This window comes from Tautonia sociabilis, assembly GCF_003977685.1.
Taxonomy (GTDB): Bacteria; Planctomycetota; Planctomycetia; order Isosphaerales; family Isosphaeraceae; genus Tautonia; species Tautonia sociabilis.
Window position 1 is genome coordinate 57,952 of sequence record NZ_RYZH01000032.1, and the last position, 20,532, is coordinate 78,483.

16 protein-coding genes are annotated in these 20,532 nt (G+C 71.2%); 9 read left to right on the forward strand and 7 right to left on the reverse strand.

Going from position 1 to position 20,532, the window contains the following annotated elements; all coding sequences use genetic code 11:
* Positions 1-92 precede the first annotated feature (92 nt).
* Together TsocGM_RS16395 and TsocGM_RS16400 are read left to right on the forward strand one after the other, a co-directional pair.
* Positions 93-1,394 (forward strand): DUF1501 domain-containing protein, encoded by a 1,302-nt coding sequence (locus TsocGM_RS16395; RefSeq protein WP_126726542.1) that lies wholly within the window; start codon positions 93-95, stop codon positions 1,392-1,394.
* Positions 1,395-1,586: 192 nt separating this feature from the next.
* Positions 1,587-2,474 carry a DUF1223 domain-containing protein gene (locus TsocGM_RS16400; RefSeq protein WP_126726543.1) on the forward strand — a complete coding sequence of 296 codons (888 nt, stop codon included), beginning with the start codon at positions 1,587-1,589 and terminating at the stop codon, positions 2,472-2,474.
* A gap of 78 nt (positions 2,475-2,552) precedes the next feature.
* Here TsocGM_RS16400 and TsocGM_RS16405 read toward each other — a convergent pair whose 3' ends face one another.
* The 5 genes from TsocGM_RS16405 to TsocGM_RS16425 all read right to left on the reverse strand — a co-directional run bounded on the left by TsocGM_RS16405 (position 2,553) and on the right by TsocGM_RS16425 (position 6,973).
* On the reverse strand, positions 2,553-2,966 hold the full coding sequence (locus TsocGM_RS16405; RefSeq protein WP_126726544.1) for a cytochrome c: 414 nt from the start codon (positions 2,964-2,966) through the stop codon (positions 2,553-2,555).
* Between the two features lie 111 nt (positions 2,967-3,077).
* A complete protein-coding gene (locus TsocGM_RS16410) occupies positions 3,078-3,761 on the reverse strand; it encodes a peroxiredoxin family protein (RefSeq protein WP_126726545.1) in 684 nt (227 codons plus the stop codon).
* Positions 3,762-4,375: 614 nt separating this feature from the next.
* Positions 4,376-5,404, reverse strand: a complete 1,029-nt coding sequence (locus tag TsocGM_RS16415; protein ID WP_126726546.1) for a DUF1559 domain-containing protein — start codon at positions 5,402-5,404, stop codon at positions 4,376-4,378.
* Between the two features lie 506 nt (positions 5,405-5,910).
* The gene (locus TsocGM_RS16420) at positions 5,911-6,450 is read right to left on the reverse strand and encodes a hypothetical protein (RefSeq protein ID WP_126726547.1); all 540 of its coding nucleotides are present in this window, start codon (positions 6,448-6,450) and stop codon (positions 5,911-5,913) included.
* Positions 6,451-6,484: 34 nt separating this feature from the next.
* On the reverse strand, positions 6,485-6,973 hold the full coding sequence (locus tag TsocGM_RS16425; RefSeq protein ID WP_158633589.1) for a nucleoside 2-deoxyribosyltransferase: 489 nt from the start codon (positions 6,971-6,973) through the stop codon (positions 6,485-6,487).
* A gap of 346 nt (positions 6,974-7,319) precedes the next feature.
* On the opposite strand from TsocGM_RS16425, the gene TsocGM_RS16430 reads away from it, so the two are divergent.
* The 6 genes from TsocGM_RS16430 to TsocGM_RS16465 all read left to right on the forward strand — a co-directional run bounded on the left by TsocGM_RS16430 (position 7,320) and on the right by TsocGM_RS16465 (position 17,031).
* Positions 7,320-8,021 carry a hypothetical protein gene (locus TsocGM_RS16430; protein WP_126726549.1) on the forward strand — a complete coding sequence of 234 codons (702 nt, stop codon included), beginning with the start codon at positions 7,320-7,322 and terminating at the stop codon, positions 8,019-8,021.
* A gap of 504 nt (positions 8,022-8,525) precedes the next feature.
* On the forward strand, positions 8,526-9,407 hold the full coding sequence (locus TsocGM_RS16435) for a hypothetical protein (RefSeq protein WP_126726550.1): 882 nt from the start codon (positions 8,526-8,528) through the stop codon (positions 9,405-9,407).
* A gap of 143 nt (positions 9,408-9,550) precedes the next feature.
* Positions 9,551-10,075 carry a hypothetical protein gene (locus tag TsocGM_RS16440; protein WP_126726551.1) on the forward strand — a complete coding sequence of 175 codons (525 nt, stop codon included), beginning with the start codon at positions 9,551-9,553 and terminating at the stop codon, positions 10,073-10,075.
* 600 nt (positions 10,076-10,675) lie between these two features.
* Positions 10,676-14,650: a Tex-like N-terminal domain-containing protein gene (locus TsocGM_RS26100; RefSeq protein ID WP_158633590.1), complete on the forward strand. Its 3,975-nt coding sequence runs from the start codon at positions 10,676-10,678 to the stop codon at positions 14,648-14,650.
* Positions 14,651-15,035: 385 nt separating this feature from the next.
* Positions 15,036-16,298: an ABC transporter permease gene (locus TsocGM_RS16460; protein ID WP_126726566.1), complete on the forward strand. Its 1,263-nt coding sequence runs from the start codon at positions 15,036-15,038 to the stop codon at positions 16,296-16,298.
* A 64-nt stretch (positions 16,299-16,362) separates the two neighbouring features.
* The gene (locus tag TsocGM_RS16465; RefSeq protein WP_126726552.1) at positions 16,363-17,031 is read left to right on the forward strand and encodes an ABC transporter ATP-binding protein; all 669 of its coding nucleotides are present in this window, start codon (positions 16,363-16,365) and stop codon (positions 17,029-17,031) included.
* On the opposite strand, the gene TsocGM_RS16470 is transcribed toward TsocGM_RS16465, so the two are convergent.
* Complete coding sequence (locus TsocGM_RS16470; RefSeq protein WP_126726553.1) at positions 17,028-17,543, reverse strand: hypothetical protein; 516 nt, start codon at positions 17,541-17,543, stop codon at positions 17,028-17,030. The two genes, TsocGM_RS16465 and TsocGM_RS16470, sit on opposite strands and share 4 nt — an antisense overlap.
* Positions 17,544-17,584: 41 nt before the next feature.
* Entirely contained in the window at positions 17,585-18,553 is a 969-nt protein-coding gene (locus TsocGM_RS16475; RefSeq protein WP_158633591.1) for a MerR family transcriptional regulator, read from the reverse strand.
* A 384-nt stretch (positions 18,554-18,937) separates the two neighbouring features.
* On the opposite strand from TsocGM_RS16475, the gene TsocGM_RS16480 reads away from it, so the two are divergent.
* On the forward strand, positions 18,938-20,446 hold the full coding sequence (locus TsocGM_RS16480; RefSeq protein ID WP_158633592.1) for a matrixin family metalloprotease: 1,509 nt from the start codon (positions 18,938-18,940) through the stop codon (positions 20,444-20,446).
* Positions 20,447-20,532 lie beyond the last annotated feature (86 nt).

Sequence of the window (20,532 nt, forward strand, 5' to 3'; positions counted from 1 at the left end):
ATCGGAGAGGCCTCCGCGACTCCTCTCGCCTCCCGGGCGGGAGCCGGGAGCGGGGGCGGGCGATCGGACTCGAACACGGAGCGGGTGGCGCAATGGACCTCAAGAGCATCGTGCGGGTGGACCTCGACGGCGCCGGAGCGCTGCGGCGTCGGGGGTTCCTGAAGACGGTCGGCCTGGGGATGGGGGCGGCGGGGCTGTCGTTCACCGACCGGATGGCGGTGCACGCGGCCTCGATGCGATCGCGGCATCGGGCCATGATCCTGCTGTGGATGAACGGCGGCCCCAGCCAGTTCGAGACGTTCGACCCCAAGCCCGAGCACCCCAACGGCGGCGGGACCAGGGCGATCGAGACGAGCGTGCCCGGCATCCGGATCGCCGAGGGGTGGAGCCGCGTGGCCGGGGTCATGGAGGACATCGCCCTGATCCGGTCGATGACCAACACGGAGGGGAACCATCAGCGGGCGACCTACCAGTTGCACACCGGATACGCCCCGACCGCCTCGGTGAAGCACCCGAGCTTCGGCGCCTCGGCGGCCCGGGAGCTGGCCGACGCGAGCTTCGACCTGCCTCATCTGGTCCAGATCGGCGGTCGAGGGGCGATGCCGGGCTCCGGGGCGGGCTTCCTGGGCACGGCGTTCGAGCCCTTCCACGTGGACGACCCCAGCCAGCCCCCGGCCAACGCCGAGCCGGCCGTGCCCCGAGACCGCTTCTCCCGGAGGCTCGGCCTGCTCTCGGGCCTGGAGCGGGCCGGCTTCGGCGCCTCGGCAGGGGCGGACGTGGTGGCTCAGCACCAGGAGCTGTATCGCCAGTCCAGCGGCATGGTCCTCTCTCCCCGGATGGAGGCCTTCGACCTCGGCCAGGAGCCCGAGGCGCTCCGGGACTCCTACGGCCGCAACCCCTTCGGCCAGGGATGCCTGCTCGCCCGACGGCTGGTCGAAACGGGCGTGACCTTCGTCGAGGTGCGCTCGCCGGGCAACTGGGACACCCACGTCGACCAGGCCGACCGCCTGGCCGAGCTGATCCCCCCCGTCGACCAGGGGTTCGCGGCCCTGATCGCGGACCTGAAGGACCGCGGGATGCTCGACTCCACGCTCGTCGTCTGGATGGGAGAGTTCGGCCGCTCGCCGACGATCAACCCCAACGCCGGCCGAGACCACTTCCCCCGAGCCTTCAGCGTCGCCCTGGCCGGCGGCGGCGTCCGAGGCGGCCAGGTCATCGGCGGCACCTCCCCCGACGGGACCGACATCGCCGGCTCTCCCGTCACCGTCCCCAACCTGCTCGCCAGCTTCTGCCAGGCCCTCGGCATCGATCCCACAATCGAGCACATGAGCCCAATCGGGAGGCCGTTGAAGATCGCCGACGGAGGGATTCCCGTCAAGGAACTGTTTTCCTAGAACATCGCGAACGATTGGTTCCGGGCGGGGGCCAATCGAGCCTCCGCCCGCCGGCCGGCCGGGCCCGGTTGGCTTCCGAAGAGAACCGGGACGATCGGCGTCCTTCCTTCTGAGCGTCGAATCGGTCCCACCGGAACCGTCCGCGAGGAGCGGGCGGGGAGGATCGGTACGAGCCGAGGAGGAGGGCGAGCGATGATCGACCGCGAAGTCCGGGCCGCGCTGGTGGCGGCCGCTTGCGTGCTGCCGGGGATCGCATCGGGGCAAGCGCCGGCCGGATCGGAGCCGAAGCTCATCCGAGAGGTCGAGGCCAACGGCCGGCACGTGCTGGTCGAGCTGTACACCTCGCAGGGGTGCAACTACTGCCCGACCGCGGAGCGGCTGCTGGCCGAGATGAGGCGCAAGGGGTACGGCCCGGATCGGGTGGTCGCCCTCGCCTTTCACGTCGACTACTTCAACACCCCCTGGGCCGATCCCTTCTCCTCCCAAGCGTACAGCAGCCGGCAGTGGGCCTATCACGAGGCGTTCAAGAAGAAGGACCCGAAGACCCCCGACCTGTACTTCACCCCGATGGTCATGGTCAACGGCCGATACCCGATGAGCGGGTATCACTCCGACGGGATCGCCCCGGTCTGGCCCCACCTGAAGGCCCGGCTCGATCGGGCGCTCCGGGAGATCCGGGAGCGGAGGGAGGTCGGCATGACCCTGACCCTGGAGGCGGCTCCCGGATCGGACGAACACCGGGAGCTGTCGGTCTCGGTCCGCCCCCAGACGCCGAGGGCGGTGGGCAAGGAGCTGCTGCTCTGCGTGGCCGTCGCCGAGGGGCCGCTGTCGACGGCCGTTCCCTCGGGGGAGAACGCCGGGGAGACCCTGGTGGAGGACCATATTGTCCGGGACTTCCGCTCCGAGCGGCTCACGCCGCGGCGCGACGGGCCGGCGGAGGCCCGCTTCTCGATCGACCTGAAGCCGGGCCAGGATCCATCCCGCTGCGAGCTTGTGGTCTTCCTGCAGGACGAGCGAACCGGCGCCCTCGCGCTGGTGACGGCGATGCCCTGGTCGGAGCCGGTCGTCGGCGGGCGGTGATCGCTCGCCCGGGAAGGCCCGGCGATCGGTCCGGGGAGGGGGGAGCGGCCGGGCCTCCTCCCCCCGCCTCGCCGGCAATCACGGCTTGTGGTTGACGTGGCAGCGGGCGCACGCCTGCTCGATCTTGCCGTGAGCGGCCAGGGCGGCCTGGCGGTCCTGGGCCTTCACGGCCGCGGAGAGGGCCCGGGCGTTGCCGAGATACGCGGTCGTCAGGCGGGACCACGAGGCGGGCTCTCCCCGGGGGGGAACGTTCCGGCCGAGCTGCTCGACGTTCGCCTCGTACTCGCGGCACTGCTCGCCGAGGGCGACCCAATCGGGATCGGATTTGTCCAGGTTGCGGCCGATCGCGGCGGTCAGGGAGTCGGGGCCCTTGTTGAGCGTCTCCATGATCTGCTTGATCGGGGGAGGGTCGTCGCCGGACCTCGGACGGGCGGCGAGGGGCATCGCCAGGGCCAGGGTCGCCAGGGTCGCCGCGGGAATCGATCGCCTCATGGCCGGCTCCTCGGGAACTCGGGGCGGTCGCGGCGCCTCGGCGGACCAAAGGCGCGGCGAGCGGGGACGGGGGCGACACCATCACCACCAGAACGCGGTCAACCGTCCCCCTCACGAGGGAGGGTCGGCCGGCTCCGGGGGATCGAACTCGAAGGGGCAGCCCGAGTAGGGCAATTCGGGGGCCTCGGACGCTCCCACCTCGGCCTCGGGCCGTCCGGTCAGCCCGGCGAGCCGGGCGGAGATGTCTCGGAGAATCCCCTCAGAATAACCGGGCCAGAGGGCCTCGATCGTCCCTCCGGGGGAGATCAGCGCGACGTAGGCCGAGTTGCTCACGCCGAACGCCCGCACGATCTCCAACTCCGGGTCGGCCAGGACCGGATACGGCGTGCCGTGATCCGACACCCAGCGAGCGGCCACGGATCGGTCGCCGTCGATGACGCCGAAGAACCGCGCGGCATCGCCGTAGGAGTCGTGCAGCCGGGCATAGAACGGCTCGGCCGAGGTGCTGCACGGGCAGCCGTCCTTGATGAAAACGAGCAGAACCGGCCGGTCGCCGACCATCGCCTCGGAGTCGACCGGCTCGCCGTCCTGGTCGACGGCCCGGAAGGCCGGAGCCGGGCTCCCGGCCTTCTCCCGGCTCTCCCGCTCCATCTCGGGAGTGACGCGGTGCTCCTCGTCGGTCAGAACGCCGACGACCACCCGCTGCCCCCGGCCCGCTTCGGCCCGCTCCTCGAGCCCCCCGCCGAAGGCAACGGCCAGCGCTCCGATCGCAATCACGTGAATCCTGGTTGACATGCTCCGCTCCCCATCCTCCGACGCGGCTCGGCTCGGCTCGGCATGACGCAGAGCGCCGCGGTGCGGTGTGGCAGGCCGCGTCGAGTCGCGCCGGGCTGGCCTCGGACCCTGGTCCCCGGCCAACCGCTCAAACAGTCCATTATAGAATCGAGGCCAGGCGACCCGACGACCGGCCCCTCCCCGATCGGGAGCACCCCGGCCAGTTCGACCCCCAGCCCTCCCGTCACTCGATCGCTCCGACCGACCTTCCCGAGACCTCCCTCCACTGCTTCCTCCCTGGCCCAGAAACCCAACTCCCCCCACCCTCGCCGGGAAATCGCAACTCCCAACGGGGAAGCGAGGCTCCCCTCCTTGTCCCTCCGACCCTTCTCCGCCCTCTGCCTTCCCCCCCCCTCCGCCCTCTGCCTTCCCCCCCCTCCACCCTCTGCCTTCCCCCCCCTCCGCCCTCCGCCTTCCGCTTTCTGCCTTACCCATCTTCCCTCTATCTTCCTTTCTTTTTTTTTTCTCTGTTTTGTCCTTTTTGTTCTCTGTATTCCCAATTTCTTTCTCTATTCACTGCTTTTCCTCTTTATACCTCCCTCCCTCCCCCTCCTCCCTTCCGCCTCCTTCCCATATCAAAGCTGATCCGCCGAGACGACCTCTCCTCCCCTCCGGGTCGCGATCGCCCGCCAGGAGGAGGGGGAGACGGTGTCCTTGACGAACTGGACGTGCCCGTCGCAGAACAGGGCATTGACGCCGCCGGGGTGGGCGCTTCGGGCGGCTTTCCAGGCGGGATTGTGGGGGACGAAGGGGCCGAGGCAGTCGAACTGTGGGGAATTTGGCGTGAGGTAGTGGTTGTACAGCGTGCTGCGGTAGTCGCCGTCCCACCAGCCATTCCCCTTGTCGAACCGCCAGCCGCGCCCCGCGGCGGCGCAGGAGGCGTCGGTCAGCGGGAGGCTGGCCGATCGCGCGATGGCGCGCCGCCAGTCGGGGGGCATCGGGTCCCGGGAGGCCTGGTCGCCCGGGCCGGGGAGCCCGAGGAGCTGTTCCGAGGCGGCGACGGTCTGGCTCGAGCCGTCCCGGATCGCGGCAAGCCCGATGGCGTGCTCGAGGATGAACACGCCGCTGGCCCCGGCGGCCTCTCCGCCGTGGGAGCCGTCGCCGGCGCTGAAGGCGTAATTGCTCGGGCCGGAAACCTCCGACGGCCGATCTCCGCCGTCGCTGGGGCAAAGGAACAGGTCATCGACCGTCTGCCGGACCGTCTGATTCGCCGGGAAGAAGGTCCAGGGACCGACGCCGAAGGCCCCTGCTCCTCCCGCGGCGATCGGCCAGTCGAAATTCAAGGCGTTGTACACGTTGGACTGCTCCAAGAACGGCGAGAGCAGGGCCAGCACCGACCATCGGTAGTGCAGCGCGGGGATCCCCGGCGCGGCCGCCCCGTCCTTCGGGTAGAGGAAGCCGACGGGGAAGGTGCCCAGCGCCGAATGGTAGTTGTGCAGGGCGATGCCGATTTGCTTCAGGTTGTTGGTGCACTGGGCGCGCCGGGCGGCCTCTCGGGCCGATTGCACCGCCGGCAGCAGCAGGGCGATCAGCACGCCGATGATGGCGATGACCACCAGCAGCTCGATCAGCGTGAAGCCGGAACGTCGTTCAGATGCTCGCATGAACGGATTCTCCGAGATGAAGGTTCGCGCGGGGAGGCGGCGCCGCCGATCCGCCGCCAAGCGAGGCGGAAGCGGAGCGGAGCGAAGCGTGGCGGGAGTCAATCGGATCGGACTGGGGACAGTCGCCGGGTCGAACCGGACCGAACCGAACCGGACCGAACCGAACCGGGCCGGGCCGGGCCGGGCGCGCAGCGGTCTCGATCCGGAGAAGACGGCCCCGGGCCTTGGGCTGGCCGGGGATCGTCCGACCCGGACTCGAGACGGCCGGGCCCGCTCGAAGGGCGGCCGTCGCCAGGGCAGGGCGCTCGGGAAGGACGGTGGAGGGAATCGCCTGGAGGGGAGCCGGGCCGGTCGGGCCGGGTCGGGTCCGGGCCGGATCGCCTGCGCCCGTTGCACGATTCGGGCGCGGATCCGGGCGCTCGGAGGCCCCCGACGGCCATCAACCGGGGACGGCTCGCCTCCAGGACGATCGGCATCCCGAGGATCAGGCCGGCCGGGCGCTCCGATCAGGAGCGAAGGCCGGCCGAGGCACGCTCGGGGGGTTCCGAGGGAACATCGCCGGGAAGGGCGGGGCGGAACCGCTCAGGGCCCAGGGGAAGGGGAGCGCGGCCGGGCTCGGCAGCCGGCCAGGAGGCCTCGAAGATCGCCGCGGGGCGGTCGCGGTGCGAGGAGAGCGAGGGAGGGGTGCCCGCGTCTCCTCCCCCGCAGGGCATCGGCCCGATGCAAGGGGAGGGGGAGGGGTCGATCGCAAGCGACTTGAGCAGGTCGCCCCCTTCAGGACGCTCCGGATCGCCCGACCGGGTCGGAGTCGCCCGATCGCCGGGCGAGCAGCAGCAGCCCGACCCGCAGGAGGTCCCGCAGCAGCACGAGTGGCCGAGAGCTCTTCCGGCCCCCGACCATCCCGCCGAGGCCGACCGCGCCGGGCCCATCGCCGGGAACAGCGCGACAGCCGCCAGCACCGCGATCGCGACGCGGGAGGCCGGTCGGCCAGTGCGAGAGGCGGTCGGGGGCATCGGCGTCCGGAGAGGCTCGGGAACGATGTTCATCCGGTGATTATCGTGAGGACGGCGAGGGCCGTCGTCAAGGGGCGTCCGACGGGCCGAGGAGCGGGGAGGGCGGGGGGCCCAGGCGGGCCAGGGCCTTGAGGATCTCCCGGGAGGCGTCCTCGGCGCTCTCGGACAACCCCGGCAGGAGGACCACGGCGGCGGCGGCCTCGGAGAGCATCAGGTTGATCGCCGGCAGGCGCTGGCCGGGCAGGTCGTCGCCGCCGGCCCGGAAGTCGGTGCGGACGGCGACGATCGGGATCCCCAGGGCGAAGGCCAGACCGCATTCGAAGCTCGTGCCGCTGTCGGGGTCGGCGCCGTCGAGGATCGCGACCAGGGCGTCCGCGGAGCGCACCCCCTCCACGTCGAGCCGGAAGATCGGTCCCGCCTCCGGGGCCTCGAGGTGCTGGACCTCCTCCTGGGGCAGCACGACGTGATGGCCGGCCGATCGCAGGGCGGAGGCGATCGCCGCGTTCCAGGAACGCTCGGCCTGGGTGAACAGGGGGCCGGCGAGGTAGAGCCGCAAGGTGGGTCGACTCCGCACAGGGGGGAAGGATCGGGCTCCGGCTCGGGATCGAGGCCGGGAGCAGGAGGATGCGTTCGGTCGCGTCGGTCGCGCTGATTCTACGCGAAAGGCTAAGGGGAGAAGCGGGGGCGGGCCGATCTAGAGGAGCGAGTCGCGGCGGTCGCCCGGGCTCGGCGGTGCCGTACCGGCGCCCCGGGCGGGACGGCCGAGGGGCCTCCGGAGGACGCCCCGCCCCGGCCCGGGGCCCGCCCGCCGTCAGGCCCGCCGCCGAGGAGGGCCGGGTGAGCGGCCCGCCTCGGCGGCCGGCCCCGCGAGGCAAGGACCCTGTCCCGGAGGAGTGGACCCGATGCCCCGCCTTGCGAGATTCGCCCCGGCCCTGATCGGCCTGGCCCTGGCCGCCCCGGCGACGGCCCGAGCCCAGTCTCACGCGCACCCGGCCGGCTCCGAGTGCGCCTATTGCGCCGCCAATCACGCGACCAGCCTCACCCCCGTTGTGCAGGAACGCCGAGGGCCGCTCGGCCTGCTGGGAGGCCGTCGGGTCGTGGTCCCCGCCGGCCATCACGTCGAGGGAACCGTCCCCGCCGCCCCCTCCTGGAGCAGCCAGGCCGCCGCGCTGCCCCCGGCCTCGGCGTGGGGAGCCAACCCCTCGGATGCGGGGGTCGCCGTGATCGGCCCCGGCTACGACCCCGCTCCGGCGATGCCCTACGGCGGCGGCTACGTCGCCGAAGGGGAGCCCCTGCCGATCGGAGAGATGCGAACGAACTACTCCCCCGCCATGTCCTCCCCGATGGGCCCGGCCGGCCTCGGCCCCCAGCCGGCCCCGATGATGCGGCCCGACCCGGCGATCCAGGCCTGGCATCAGATGGGCATGGCCGAGCGCTCCGTCCCCCGGCATCACGGCGCCCTGAGCCGCATGCTCGGCGTGGCCAGCGTCTCGAACTGGCTGGAGGAGCGCCGGACCCTCCGGGTGATGCGCAAGGCCGCCAAGAGCGGAATGTATGCCCCGATGATGACCGAGATGCCCGGCCGGGCGGTCATCGGACATTGATTCCGGCAGCGGACGGACTCCGGTGACGGAGGCCGGAGTGCCGAAGTCGGCCCGACCCCCTCGTCGAGGTCCTCCCCAATCGGGGACGACGCGACACCGGCCAACCGTCCGGCGAGATCGACGACGACGGCCCCGGCGCGGCGGATCGCATCCCGCCGCTCCGGGGCCGCTCGCTGCGCGGGGCGGGGGGGGGGCGGGGCCGGCCGGCTCGGCCGGCAAGGGGGCCGTGATCGGCACAACCGGCAAGGGCGATCGCCTCGGCCGGGAGGCCGGATGCAGCCGGGAGCCCCGGCGGGCCGATCCCACACAGCGAGACGCCCGGGCTCCGTCGGCGATGCCGGCCGTCCCCGACGCCCGGATGGCGCCGGGGAGGCCCCGCGGCCCGGGGCGGGCGGATCGGTGGGAAGACGGCGACGGACCCGCACAGGACGGCGGTCCCGCTCGCCTCGCTCGGTTCCGAACCACTCCAGGAGGGAGACCGGCCATGTTGACAAGGGATTGACCATGCGTATCGGACATCGGCGAGGACTGGGCCTGGCCGTCGCCCTGCTCGGCGTCCTGGCGAGCGAGGCCTCGGCGGGAGGGATCGACGACCTCGCCCCCTGGGTGCACACGATCCCCCGGGTGACCTACGCCCGGGATCTGCGGACCGGCGCGATGTACATGGCGCCGCCCATCCCCTACGGCCACTACGCCAAGGACCACCTTGGCCGGGGCGTCGGCCTGCTCCACGGTTCGACCGGGATGCTCCACGGCAAGCTGATCGGCCTGAAGGACACGTTCTCCGGCGGGCACGGCGGCCTCGGCCTGGGACTCGGGCACGACGGCCTCGGCCTGGGACACGGGCACGACGGCCTCGGCGGCGGGCATGTCCTCGGAAGCGGCCCGAGTGACGGCGACGTCCACGGCGCCTCGATCGGCCAGGGCGGGCACGGCCTTGCCGGCTCGGGCCTCGGCCACGGGGAGTTCCTCGGGACCCCGCAAGGCGTCGTCCCCCCCTGCGACCCGTCCTCGGGGACCTGCCGGCTCGGCGACAAACACGGCCACGGAGGCCTCGGCGGCCTGTTCGGGCACGGCCACGCCCTGCACGGCGGTCACGGTCTCAGTCACGGGGACGGTTTCAGTCTCGGTCACGGGGACGGGCATGGGCATGGGCATGGGCATGGAACGGGCGGCCTGCTCGATCCGCTCGGCCACCTGAAGGGAGCCGGCCACAACGCCCTGGGCTACCTGAATGGCCTGCATCCGGGGAACAAGGTGCGGTACTTCGTCGGCCCCGGCGGGCCGGTGCCGCTGACGCCGGGCTACGTCCCCTACATCGTCCCAACCCGTTCCCCTCGGGACTTCTTCGCGTTCCCGCCCTACAGCACCCGAGCCATGGACTAGTGATCGGAGCCCGCCGACCCCGGCGTCGAACTCCGGGCCGATCGACCTGACCCGACCGGCCCGGACGGCCCATCGCCAACCCCGACGCCGGGGCCGACCACCGGACGGGAGCGGGTCTCCCCTAATCGCAAGGAGGCGAACTCGTGAATCGCTCGCGAATCCTGCTCCCCCTGGCGGTCCTGGCGGCGGCGCTGCTGTCGCCCTCGGCCCGGGGCCAGGTGGACGGCCCGGAAATCTCCGACGTGCGGGAGCGCAGCGGACTGTTCACCCGCATCGTTCCCATCGAGCCCCGGCTGCCGGTCGACAAGGACCGGGACCTCTTCTACAACTCGAAGTGGCTGCCGAGGCTTCCGATCAACCGGGGCCGCTGGGTCAATTCGTGGAAGGACGGCGGCCTCTACGGCCGGCAACTCCCCGGCGGCTGCACCAGTTGCCGGGCGCCGTTCTTCCAGGGGATGCCCGGCGCCCCCGCCGTGCCGGCCGAGTGCGCGCCGCACAACCACGTCTCCCGGATCCTGGGCAACTTCGTCCACCCGTTCAAGCCGGTCGACACGTATTACTCCGGCGGCTGCTACGTTCCGGTCTACGACCTCGACCCGTTCGTCCCCGGGCCCGGCTGGTTCCCCTGGTGGGTCCCCGACCTGGCGAACATCCACACCGGCGGCTGACCCGGCCCCGGCTCCGGAACTCCCCCGGCCCGGCCCCCTCGTCCGAGAGGGGAGCCGGGCCTCGTCGTTTCAAGGGAAGGGAAGGGGAGGGAATCGCTCCCGGATCGCCGCCGGTGCCCCCCTCCCGATTCCCGATTCCCGATCGCCCCCGTCCCTCCCCGATTCCGGAACCTCCTCCCTCCCCGTTTTCGGATCCCGGAGCTGGTCCCGGAGGGCCTTCACCCTCCCTCGGAGGGAAGGGATCGAGGAGAATCCTCCCCGATCCCTCCTCAAGACGGGACGTTCCCCCGATCGAGGGCCTCGTCTCCAGGCCCTCCTCCCGGATCGAGGAACCGAGCGCCGGAGCCGGAACCCGCCCGCCGGAGACGTCGAGGATCGGAGGGCTCGACTCAACCTCGAAGGAATCCGGCCGGAATCCGTTGCTCTCGGTTGACATCCGGTGCGACCGTCCTCTATGTTGCACCCTCCGCCGCCGCGCACGGGCCAAGGTGCGCGCCGCACCGCTCCGCCCGTACTTCTCGACCCGGGTGCTCCGACCGGACTGGCTCGCGCCCGAGGGTCTCCGCCGTCTCCCCGCGTGCTTGCCAGGTGGTCGCCGCCATGGACACCCCGATCCAAGTCGACCTGGGCCGGATCGCCCAGGACCTGCAAATTCGCAGGGTCCAGGTCGAAAGCGTCGTCCAGTTGCTCGACGAGGGCAACACCGTCCCCTTCATTACCCGGTACCGCAAAGAACGGACCGGGAACCTGGAGGAGACGGCAATCCGGGAGATCCAGAAGCGTGTGGCTCGGCTCCGAGAGCTGGCCGAGCGCAAGGAGACGGTCCTTCGCTCCATCGAGGCCCAGGGTCGGCTGACCGAGGAACTCGCCGAGGCGATCCGACGCGCCGACACCCCCCAGCGCCTCGAGGATCTCTACCTCCCGTTCAAGCCGAAGAAGAAGACCAAGGCCAGCGAGGCCCGCGAGAAGGGACTCGAGCCGCTCGCGCTGCGGATCTGGAACCGAGACGAGTCGCTCACCGACCTGAGAGCCGCCGCCGAGGCCTACGTCGACCCAAGCAAGGGGGTCGACTCGGTCGACCAGGCGATCGAGGGGGTCGGGCACATCCTGGCCGAGTCGATCAGCGAGCTGGCTACCGTCCGGGACGCGGTTCGCCGCGTCGTCTGGCGGCTCGGCCGCGTCGTCACCCGCAAGGCCGACAACCTTCCCGAAGGCCAGGGGGTGAAGTACGCCGATTACTTCGAGTTCTCCGAGCCCGTCGGCCAGGTCCCTCCTCACCGCATCCTGGCCATCAACCGAGGGGACAAGGAAGGCCCGCTGAAGGTCAAGATCGAGGTCCCCCGTGAGGACCTGGAGCGCACCATGCGCGCCCAGCTCCCGCTGGAAGACCACCCGCAGTCGGAGATCTTCACCGCGGCCGCCTTCGACGCCCTGGACCGCCTGCTGCTGCCCAGCCTCGAACGAGAGGTCCGCCGCGAGCTGACCGAGCGGGCCGAACAGCACGCCGTCGAGGTCTTCGCCCGCAACCTGCGCAGCCTGCTGCTCCAGCCCCCCATCGCCAAGCAGACCGTCCTGGCCATCGACCCCGGCTTCCGCACCGGCTGCAAGGTGGCCGTCCTGGACCCCCTCGGCGAGGTGAAGGAGCACGGCGTCATCTTCCTGATGCCCGCTCACCGCCGGGCCGAGGGGAAGCGCTACCTCAAGGATCTCGTCGGCCGCCACCAGGTGGAGGTCATCGCCATCGGCAACGGCACCGCCAGCCGGGAAACCGAGGAGCTGATCGTCGAGATCATCGAGGAAGGCACCCGGTTCCACGAGATGAAGCTCCGGGGAGAGGAATACGTTCCTCCCCCTCCCGACGTCCAGGACCTCCCCTTGCCCCAGGCCCCCGAGAGCTTCGGCTCCGGCCTCGTCGAGGGCCCGCTCGAGGCGGGCTCGGCGCCCCCCGCCGAGGCCGGAACCCCTCCCGAGGACCAGCCGTCGGCCCTGATCACCGAAGCGGATCGCGCTGCGCACGGCTCCGACTCCCTCGCTCAGGAGGGGACCGAGGCGACCGTCGGCGCGGAGGCCCCCGCCGACCCCCAGCCCGACGCTCCCGATCCCGAGCCCTCCCCGACGATCCCCTCCCCCGGGGAGCCAGTGACGGCCGAGACGCCGTTGGAGGCGCCGCCCGAGGAGGAGGCGAAGGCGAATCCCGAGCCCGACGGCCACACCAACGGCGACGGCGAGGGCCAGGGCGATTCCCGGTCGAGCGGCTCCGCCGAGGCCATGCCCCCGATCACCGGAGGAGCCCCGGCCGACGAGCCGTCCCTCCCCCCCATCCGAGGCGGCGCCCCGACCGACGACGAGGTCCCGGCCGGCTCCGCTCCCCAGGAACCGGCCCGGATCGACCTTCCCGCCGAGCCGGAGCCCAACGCCCCGCCCGCGGGGGAACTCTCCGGCTCCCCTCCGGAACGCTCCGAAGGGACGGAAGGCGCCGATCGGCCTCCCGTCGCCGAGACTCCCCCGGTCGAGGGGCCCGAGGCCGACTCCCCCGCTCCGGCCGCCGTCTGGCCCTCCCCGGACCTGCCCCCAGCCGCCACCGAGCCGGCTCCGGAGGCGGTCGCCCCGCCGATGGCCTCCGCTCCGGCCGAGGCCGAGCCCGCTCCGGCCGGGCCGTCCTCCCCAGCCTCGGACGGCCTGACCGCCCCGGTGGCCGAGGTCCCCGCCCCCGAGGCCGCCGGCGGCGAGCCTGAGGCTCCGTCGCCTGCCGACGAGGTTCCCTCCCCGACGGCCACCCCGACCCCGGCCCCGACCGCCGAGGGTCCGCCCGCCGCCGTCGTCGACCTGACCAAGCCTCCGGTCGGCACCTCGAGCAAGCCCAAGGGGGAGAAGCCCCCCGGCAAGAAGCCGCGCGAGCGCGACCAGCGTCCCAAGCCCAAGGGACCACCGCCTCCCCCCATGCCCCACGAGGCGGATCCGCTGCTGGCGAAGCTCTCCTACGTCATCGTCAACGAGGCCGGCGCCAGCGTCTACTCCGCCAGCCCGATCGGCAAGGAGGAGTTCCCCTCCTACGACGCCACCACCCGGGGGACCATCTCCATCGGCCGTCGGCTCCAGGACCCGCTGGCCGAGCTGGTCAAGATCGAGCCGCAGAACATCGGCGTCGGCCTGTATCAGCACGACGTGGGCGCCAAGCAGCTCAAGGAGTCGCTGGAATCGGTCATCGAGAGCTGCGTCAACTACGTGGGCGTCGACCTGAACTCGGCCAGCGTCCCGCTGCTGCGGCACGTCTCGGGCCTCAACGCGCTGACCGCCCGACGGCTCGTCGAGTACCGCCAGCAGCACGGCCCGTTCCTCCGCCGAGAGCAGATCCGGCAGGTCGAAGGGATCGGCGACGTCACCTTCACCCAGGCCGCCGGCTTCCTCAAGATCCTGGAAGGGGAGAACCCCCTGGATCGGACCTGGGTCCACCCCGAGAACTACCCGGCCGCCGAGCAACTGCTGGCCAGGCTCGGCTTCGATCCCGAGGCCCTCAGGGACAAGCAACGCCTCGCCGCGCTCCAGGCCCGCCTCGGCGAACTGGCCGGCCAGCCGGAGCAGGTGGCCGCGATCGCCCAGGAACTGGGCCTGGGCGAGCCGACCCTGCGCGACATCATCGAGGCCCTCTCCCGCCCCGGCCGAGACCCCCGGGAAGACCTGCCCAAGCCGGTCTTCAAAAAGGGCTTCCTCAAACTGGAAGACCTCCAGCCGGGAATGGAACTGCGGGGCACGGTGCTCAACGTGGTCGACTTCGGCGCCTTCGTCGATATCGGCCTGAAAGACTCCGGCCTCGTCCACATCAGCCAATTGGCCAACCGCTACGTCAAGAGCCCCCACGACGTGGTGAGCGTCGGCGACGTGGTGACCGTCTGGGTCCTCTCCGTCGACCAGGACCGCAAGAAGGTCTCCCTGACGATGGTTCCCCCCGGCACCGAGCGGCCCAAGGGGAGAGGCCACGGGCCAGGCCACGGCCACGGCCAGGGAGACGGCGAGGGCCGTCCTCCCCGGGGACGAGGCCGGGGACGAGGCCCAGGACGCCCCCCCGAGGGACAGGCCTCGGCCCCCGAAGGCGCCCCGCCTTCCCCCGCCGAGGACGCCCCCCCCGAGCGCCGTCCCGGAACCGGACGCATCCCCGGGCCTCCGCTGCGGGCCCAGCAGGGCCAGCGCGGCCGAGGAGGACCCGGCGGGCGGCACTTCGGTCGCGGAGGCCCCGGCGGCGGTCGGGGAGGTCCCGGCGGCCGGGGAGGACCCGGCGGCGGCCGACCCGATCAGGGGGCGCCTCCTCCCCCTCGCCCGGCGCAACCCCGGAAGCCGGCCCCTCCTCCCGAGCCCCTCTCCCAGGACGCGATCAAGGGCTCCGTGCCGCTGCGCTCCTTCGGACAGCTCGCCCAGCTCTGGAAGTCCCGGTCGGAGGATGATGCCCCGCAGGGCCCGGGAGGAGAGCCCGGCCCGGCCCCCGAGTCGCCGCCTCCGGCCTCGGGAGCGACTCCCTCGGCTCCTCCCGAGCCGCCCGCCCACCCCGCCGAGGAATCCCGGGAGCCGGGGGCCGAGTGAGCCCGCTCCCCGAGGCTCGGGCGACAACCCCCCCCGGCCTCAACAGCGGGCCCCTCTCCCTCCTCCCCTCCCGGGAACCCGGGGCGCTGCCGAGGCGTCCCCATCGAGTCGGCTCCCCTGCTGTCCGAGGACCGACCAGGGGACGCCGGACCCGACTCGATTCGACTCGACTCGACCTTCGGCTCGATGGGAGCGGGCCCGCCGTCGCGGCCCATCGCCGCGACGGCCGACCCATCCGATCGCGGGGGCTCCGGTTCCCGGTTCAGGCTTGGCCGTCAGGTCCGCGCGACTATAATGCTCACGATTGCTGGCTGTCCGCGGTCGGGCGGAGTGGGGCCGACCCCAGTTCCACCGCGACCGCAACCGGGAGTGCCCCACCCCCACCATGTGGCGATTCGCCTGGAAGAACCTGCTCACCCGGCCCTTGCGGACCACCCTCGCGCTGATCGGCCTGTCGATCCCGATTCTCGGCGTGCTGGGCCTGTACAGCATCTCCGGGGGGCTGAAGAACCTGGTTGACGACACGCTGGAGAAAATCCAGGGCGTCGTCGTCTTGCGCGAGAACGCTCCGAGCCCGGTCTTCAGCAGCCTGGATCCGGAGTACGTCGAGCGGATCGCCGCCCTGCCTCACGTCAAGAACGTCGCGGCGGAGGTCTGGGGCTTCCCCCCATCGGTCGAGGGGACCAGCTTCATGGCCAAGGCCGCCAGCACCGAGCTGCTGGGCCGTCTCCGGGGCCAGACGCAACAGCAGCGGATGCAGAACCTCTTCGATCCGGTGATCCTCTCCGGCCAGGACATCCCCGCGCACCAGGGGCTCCAGACGGCCGTCTTCGCCAACGCGCTGCTCCCTCCCGATCAGGGGGGCGGGCGATTCCTCGACCACCGGGACGTGGGGCAAAACCGGATCGTCATCAGCCGGAAGCTGGCTCGGGACTTCGCCGGCCCGGATGGCCAGCCGAAGCAGGTCGGCGATCACCTGACCATCGGCTCGGGAGACGCCGCCGAGGACTTCGAGATCATCGGCATTTATGACACCGGCTCGATGTTCCTCGACGGGGTCATGATCACCGACATCGACGTGGCGCGCCGGATCCTGAACGTGCCCGACACCATGGTGTCGAACATCTACGTCGAGGCCGACGACCCCCGGCGGATGAGCGAGGTCGCCTCGGCCATCGAGGCCGCATTGCCCGACGTGGACGCCCGGGAGATGGACGAGCTGTCGACCGACTTCACCCGACTGCTGGGCGACCTGGACAAGTTCCTGCTGATGATCGTCAGCCTCGCCCTGCTGGTGGGGGTGGTCGGCATCGTGAACACGATGCTCATGAGCACCACCGAGCGGTTCGCCGAGTTCGGCGTTCTTCGCACCAACGGCTGGTCCCGAGGGGACGTTCTGCGTTTGGTGACGGCCGAGAGCGCCTACCTCGGCCTCTGGGCCGGCCTGGTCGGCTCCGTGCTGGCGATGGTGCTGGTCGCCCTGGGGAACCAGTTCATCGGCGGCGGCCTGAAGCTGGTGCTGGGCCCCGGGCTGCTCGGCTTCGGCATCGGCTTGTCCGTCGTCATGGGAGTGCTCGGCGGCCTGTATCCGGCCTGGCGGGCCTCCCGCCTGGTCCCGATGGACGCCATCCGCCTGGGAGCCCGCTGACCGCCGGCCCCCGCCGTCGTTCCCCGCCGCACCCCGCCGAAGCCGAAGCCAAAGGCCCAACCGGATGATCGACGTCGTCGATGTGATCAAGACCTACCGCCGGGGAGAGCAGCGCGTCGAGGCGCTCCGAGGGATCTCCTGCCAGATCCCTCGGGGGGCCTGCGCGTTCATCGTCGGTCCGTCGGGATCGGGCAAGAGCACGCTGCTGTACCTGCTCGGCGCCCTCGACCGCCCCGCCGGCGGCTCCATCCGGATCGACGGCGCCGACCTGACGGGAATGTCCGAGGCCGACCTGAACGCCTACCGCCGCGACCACATCGGCTTCATCTTCCAGTCGTTCAACCTCATCGGCAACCTCACCGCCCTGGAGAACGTCCTCATCCCGTTCCTGCCCCGAGGCGTGTCGGCCTCCCTCCGCGATCGGGCCGAGGCGCTGCTCGATGAGGTCGGCCTCTCCGACCGCAAGCACCATCGTCCCCGCCAGCTCTCCGGCGGCGAGCAGCAGCGCGTGGCGATCGCCCGGGCGCTGATCAAGGACCCGGTGCTCGTCCTCGCCGACGAGCCGACCGGCGAGCTCGACTCCAAAACCGGCGACGAAATCTACCGGATCCTCCGACGCCTCCAGACCGAGCGGGCCACCACCCTGGTCGTCGTCACGCACGACCGCCGCTTCATCCGGCCCGACGATCTCGTCCTGGAGATCCAGGACGGCCAACTCCTGACCGACTCCTAGCCCACCGGCCGGCCCGTCCCCCGAGCGAGCCCACGCTCCCCGCTCCTGGTGCCCTCCCTTCGGGAGCCGATTCCCCGGGAGAGCCGCGTTCCCGCGCCGTTGCGCTGGTGGATGCCGTGGACCCGCTCGGCCGAGCGACCGGCTCGTTCCCCGGGGCCGTCCTCCGTGTCCTCTGATCTGCCGTGCCCGAACAACGCGTCCCTCTCGGGCACGCTCACCTCGATCTGTCTCCCCTCGTCTTCTCGGATCGTTCTCCCCTCGTCTTCTCGGATCTGTCTCTCCTTGTCTTCTCTGATCGTTCTCCCCTTGTCTTCTCTGATCTGTCTCTCCTCGTCTTCTCTGAACGTTCTCCCCTCGTCTTCTCGGATCTGTCTCTCCTTGTCTTCTCTGAACGTTCTCCCCTTGTCTTCTCTGATCTGTCTCCCCTCGTCTTCTCTGAACGTTCTCCCCTCGTCTTCTCTGATCCGGCGTCCCCGAGCATCCTGTCCTTCCGTCCCAGTCCCAGCGGTCAACCTCACGCTCCGCGATCAGGCGACACGTCCCCCAATCCCCCTCACTCGCGTCCCGAGCCGGCTCGAGGGGAGGAGGGGGCCCTGGTGCCGTCTCCCTCGCCGGGCCGGTCGCGGAGGCGGTCGAGAAAGCGGGCGACGTTGGGGATCGCCGGACCGAGGATCACCTCCAACCCGCACCGGCGGGCCAGTCCCTGGTAGTTCACCACGCTCCTGCCGCCGACGAAGACCGGGGCTCCTCGGAGCCGGGCCAGCTCATCGAACCGCTTGCGGATGTTGCGCGAGAGGGTCAGCGAGATCCCGACCGCCGCGGGCGACCAGGCGTCGATCGCGTGCTGGATCTCCCGAGTCGGCAGGTCCGCTCCCAGGGAGACCGCCCGCCAGCCGGCCAGCTCGGCGGCCAGGCAGAGCATCAGGGAGCCCCCCTCGTGGCGATCCCCTTGAAGGCTCAGAGACAGCACCCGGCCGACCGGCCGGACATTGGCGCGCTGGGCCTCGTCCAGCAGGGCCGAGAGCTTCCGGAGCAGGAACATGACCGCCAGCCGCTCCTGGCAAAGGGAGCAGGAGCCGCAGAAGAGGCGTTCCCCGGCCTCGGTGATCGCCGGCCCGATGACCCGGGTGGCGACCTCCGCCGGCCCCAGACCGGCGCAGGCTCGGCCGAAGCGGGCCTCGGCGGCCTCGAGCTCGGCCCGGACCAGGGCGTCGATCAGCCTGGGGATCGTGTCGTCGTGCCCCAGCGCCGGGAGCCTCCCCGGTTCGGGCGCGACGGGCGACCCCCGGCGGGCCTCGGCGATCGCCTGCGCCACGCCGACACCGTCCCGGGTTCTCTGGGTCACCTCCGCGATGAGGAGGACCTGCCGGGGAGGGTAGCGGCGATGGCCCGATGGGGTCCGGCACGGCACCGGAAACCCGTACCGACGCTCCCAGACGCGAAGCGTATGGCAGCTCACCCCGGTGAGCTTCGAAACCGCGGCGATCGAGTACCGGGGTTGGTCCGAGGGATCGGTGCTCACGATGACTCGCCTCCCCAGTTTCGGGAGGGTCGTCGGGATGCAGGGGCGCGGCGAGCCCCTCGCGATGCCGGCGGACCATCTCAGGGTCGCGATCAAGCGGAGGCCGTCCCCCCAACCCTGGGTCGGGGCCTCACCAACGGGCATCGATCCATTATCCGACGCGATGCGTTGATTTCAAGAAACCATTCCCCTACCTTCTCGGTTGGCTTCCCGAATCAAACCAGGCGTTCGACCTGTCCTACGTTCTATGATAGGGGCCTGGCGCCTGGACCGAGCGGGCGGCCGGAGGACCGGGAGGTCCGGATCGAGGCTGTTGCCCCGGGTCGCAGGATGGTCGCTCATCCCCCGGTCAAGACTTCTCGGAGAAGGGAAGGGATCGCAGCGATGTTCGGCTCACGGACACAGGCGGATCGCCAGCAACACCGTCGGGTCGGCGGTGGACTGAGGCCGACCATCGAGGGGCTGGAGCGCCGGCTACTCCTGTATTCGACGCTCGGCGGCCAATGGGCCTTTGGCAACCGCATCACCTACAGCTTCGCCCCCGATGGCACCAGCGTTGGCGGCGTCTCCAACCAACTCTACCAGGCGATGGCCTCGCGCGGTTTCTCCGAGGCGCAGTGGAAAACCGAGATCCGCCGCGCCGCCGCCCAGTGGCAGTCGGCCGCCAACATCAACATCGTCGAGGTGACCGACTCCGGCGCCGCGCTCGGCGTCTCCGGCAACCAGCAGAACGACTCCAGGTTCGGAGACATCCGACTCTTCGCCACCCCGGATTCCCCCTCGGTCCTCGGCTACGCCTTCGCTCCCCCTCCAATCAACGGCGGCACCCGGGCCGGCGACATCGTGCTTAACAGCACCTCCTCCTGGAACATCGGCGCCAACTACGACCTCCAAACCGTCGCCATCCACGAGCTGGGCCACTCCCTCGGCGTCGGCCATTCGGCCTACGCCGATGCGGCGATGTACGCCACCTACAACGGGATTAAGCAGGGGCTGACCGCCGATGACATCGGCGGCATCCGATCCCTCTACGGGATTCGCCAGCACGACTGGGTGGATCAGTTCTGGAACAACAAAGACCCCTGGAACGCCGTCAACATCTCCAACCTGATCGACTCCAACCGCAAGGCCACCTTGGCCAATCTCGACGTGACCTCGAACCAGGACGACGACTGGTTCTATATCCAGGCGCCGTCGAACGCCAGCGGCGAGATGATCGTCACGATGCAGTCGACGAACCTCAGCTCCTTGAGCCCGAGGTTCCAGGTGTACAACGCGGCCCTGCAACTGGCGGGGTGGACCGTGGCGCCGAACCCGGGAACGGTCTTCGGCGCGACGATCTCGCTGCGGTTCACCGGCGTGCCGGCCGGCACCGGCGTCTTCATCAAGGCCATGGGCTGGAACGGGCCTTACAGCGGCATCAACGGGATCGGCGCCTACGCCCTCCAGGTCGATTTCAGCGGCGGCCCGACCCCCACAGTCATCGTGTCCCCGCCGAACACAACCGTCCTCGAACAACCCGACCAGGGCGGCGGTACCATCTCCCACGAGGCGATGGAAACCTTCTCCGTCTCCGATTCGTCGAGCTGGATCGTCTCCGCGCCGGCGACCGACCTGGGCCTGACCTCCCGGAGCATGGCCCGGGCTGGCGGCTGGGACGACCTGCCGACCTCCTCCCCCTCCTTCGGCACCGTGGCCTTCACCTCCCTGTCCCGGCCCGGCCTCTTCCGAGTGGTCCACCCTCAGGCCCACCTCGGGGCCATGAACCTGCCCACCTGGTTCGTCCAGGCCGTCGACGCCGCGCTGGAGACCGACGGTTCCGGCTCGATCACCCGAGAGTCGAAGCGCCCCGACCGGATCGACGACGCCCGGCCGGTCTGGCTCGAGGCCTAATCTCCGATCATCGCCGGGCGGCCGGCTCCTCCCGATCGCGAGGAGTCGACCGCCCTCGTTGTTTTCCTGCAACTCCCGGCCTTCGA

Coding starts and splice junctions, on each gene's coding strand:
- TsocGM_RS16420 (WP_126726547.1), bottom strand. CDS start 6,450: ATGAACATCGTTCCCGAGCCTCTCCGGACGCCGATGCCCCCGACCGCC.
- TsocGM_RS16395 (WP_126726542.1), top strand. CDS start 93: ATGGACCTCAAGAGCATCGTGCGGGTGGACCTCGACGGCGCCGGAGCG.
- TsocGM_RS16410 (WP_126726545.1), bottom strand. CDS start 3,761: ATGTCAACCAGGATTCACGTGATTGCGATCGGAGCGCTGGCCGTTGCC.
- TsocGM_RS26100 (WP_158633590.1), top strand. CDS start 10,676: ATGGACACCCCGATCCAAGTCGACCTGGGCCGGATCGCCCAGGACCTG.
- TsocGM_RS16400 (WP_126726543.1), top strand. CDS start 1,587: ATGATCGACCGCGAAGTCCGGGCCGCGCTGGTGGCGGCCGCTTGCGTG.
- TsocGM_RS16415 (WP_126726546.1), bottom strand. CDS start 5,404: ATGCGAGCATCTGAACGACGTTCCGGCTTCACGCTGATCGAGCTGCTG.
- TsocGM_RS16460 (WP_126726566.1), top strand. CDS start 15,036: ATGTGGCGATTCGCCTGGAAGAACCTGCTCACCCGGCCCTTGCGGACC.
- TsocGM_RS16405 (WP_126726544.1), bottom strand. CDS start 2,966: ATGAGGCGATCGATTCCCGCGGCGACCCTGGCGACCCTGGCCCTGGCG.
- TsocGM_RS16435 (WP_126726550.1), top strand. CDS start 8,526: ATGCGTATCGGACATCGGCGAGGACTGGGCCTGGCCGTCGCCCTGCTC.
- TsocGM_RS16430 (WP_126726549.1), top strand. CDS start 7,320: ATGCCCCGCCTTGCGAGATTCGCCCCGGCCCTGATCGGCCTGGCCCTG.
- TsocGM_RS16480 (WP_158633592.1), top strand. CDS start 18,938: ATGTTCGGCTCACGGACACAGGCGGATCGCCAGCAACACCGTCGGGTC.
- TsocGM_RS16465 (WP_126726552.1), top strand. CDS start 16,363: ATGATCGACGTCGTCGATGTGATCAAGACCTACCGCCGGGGAGAGCAG.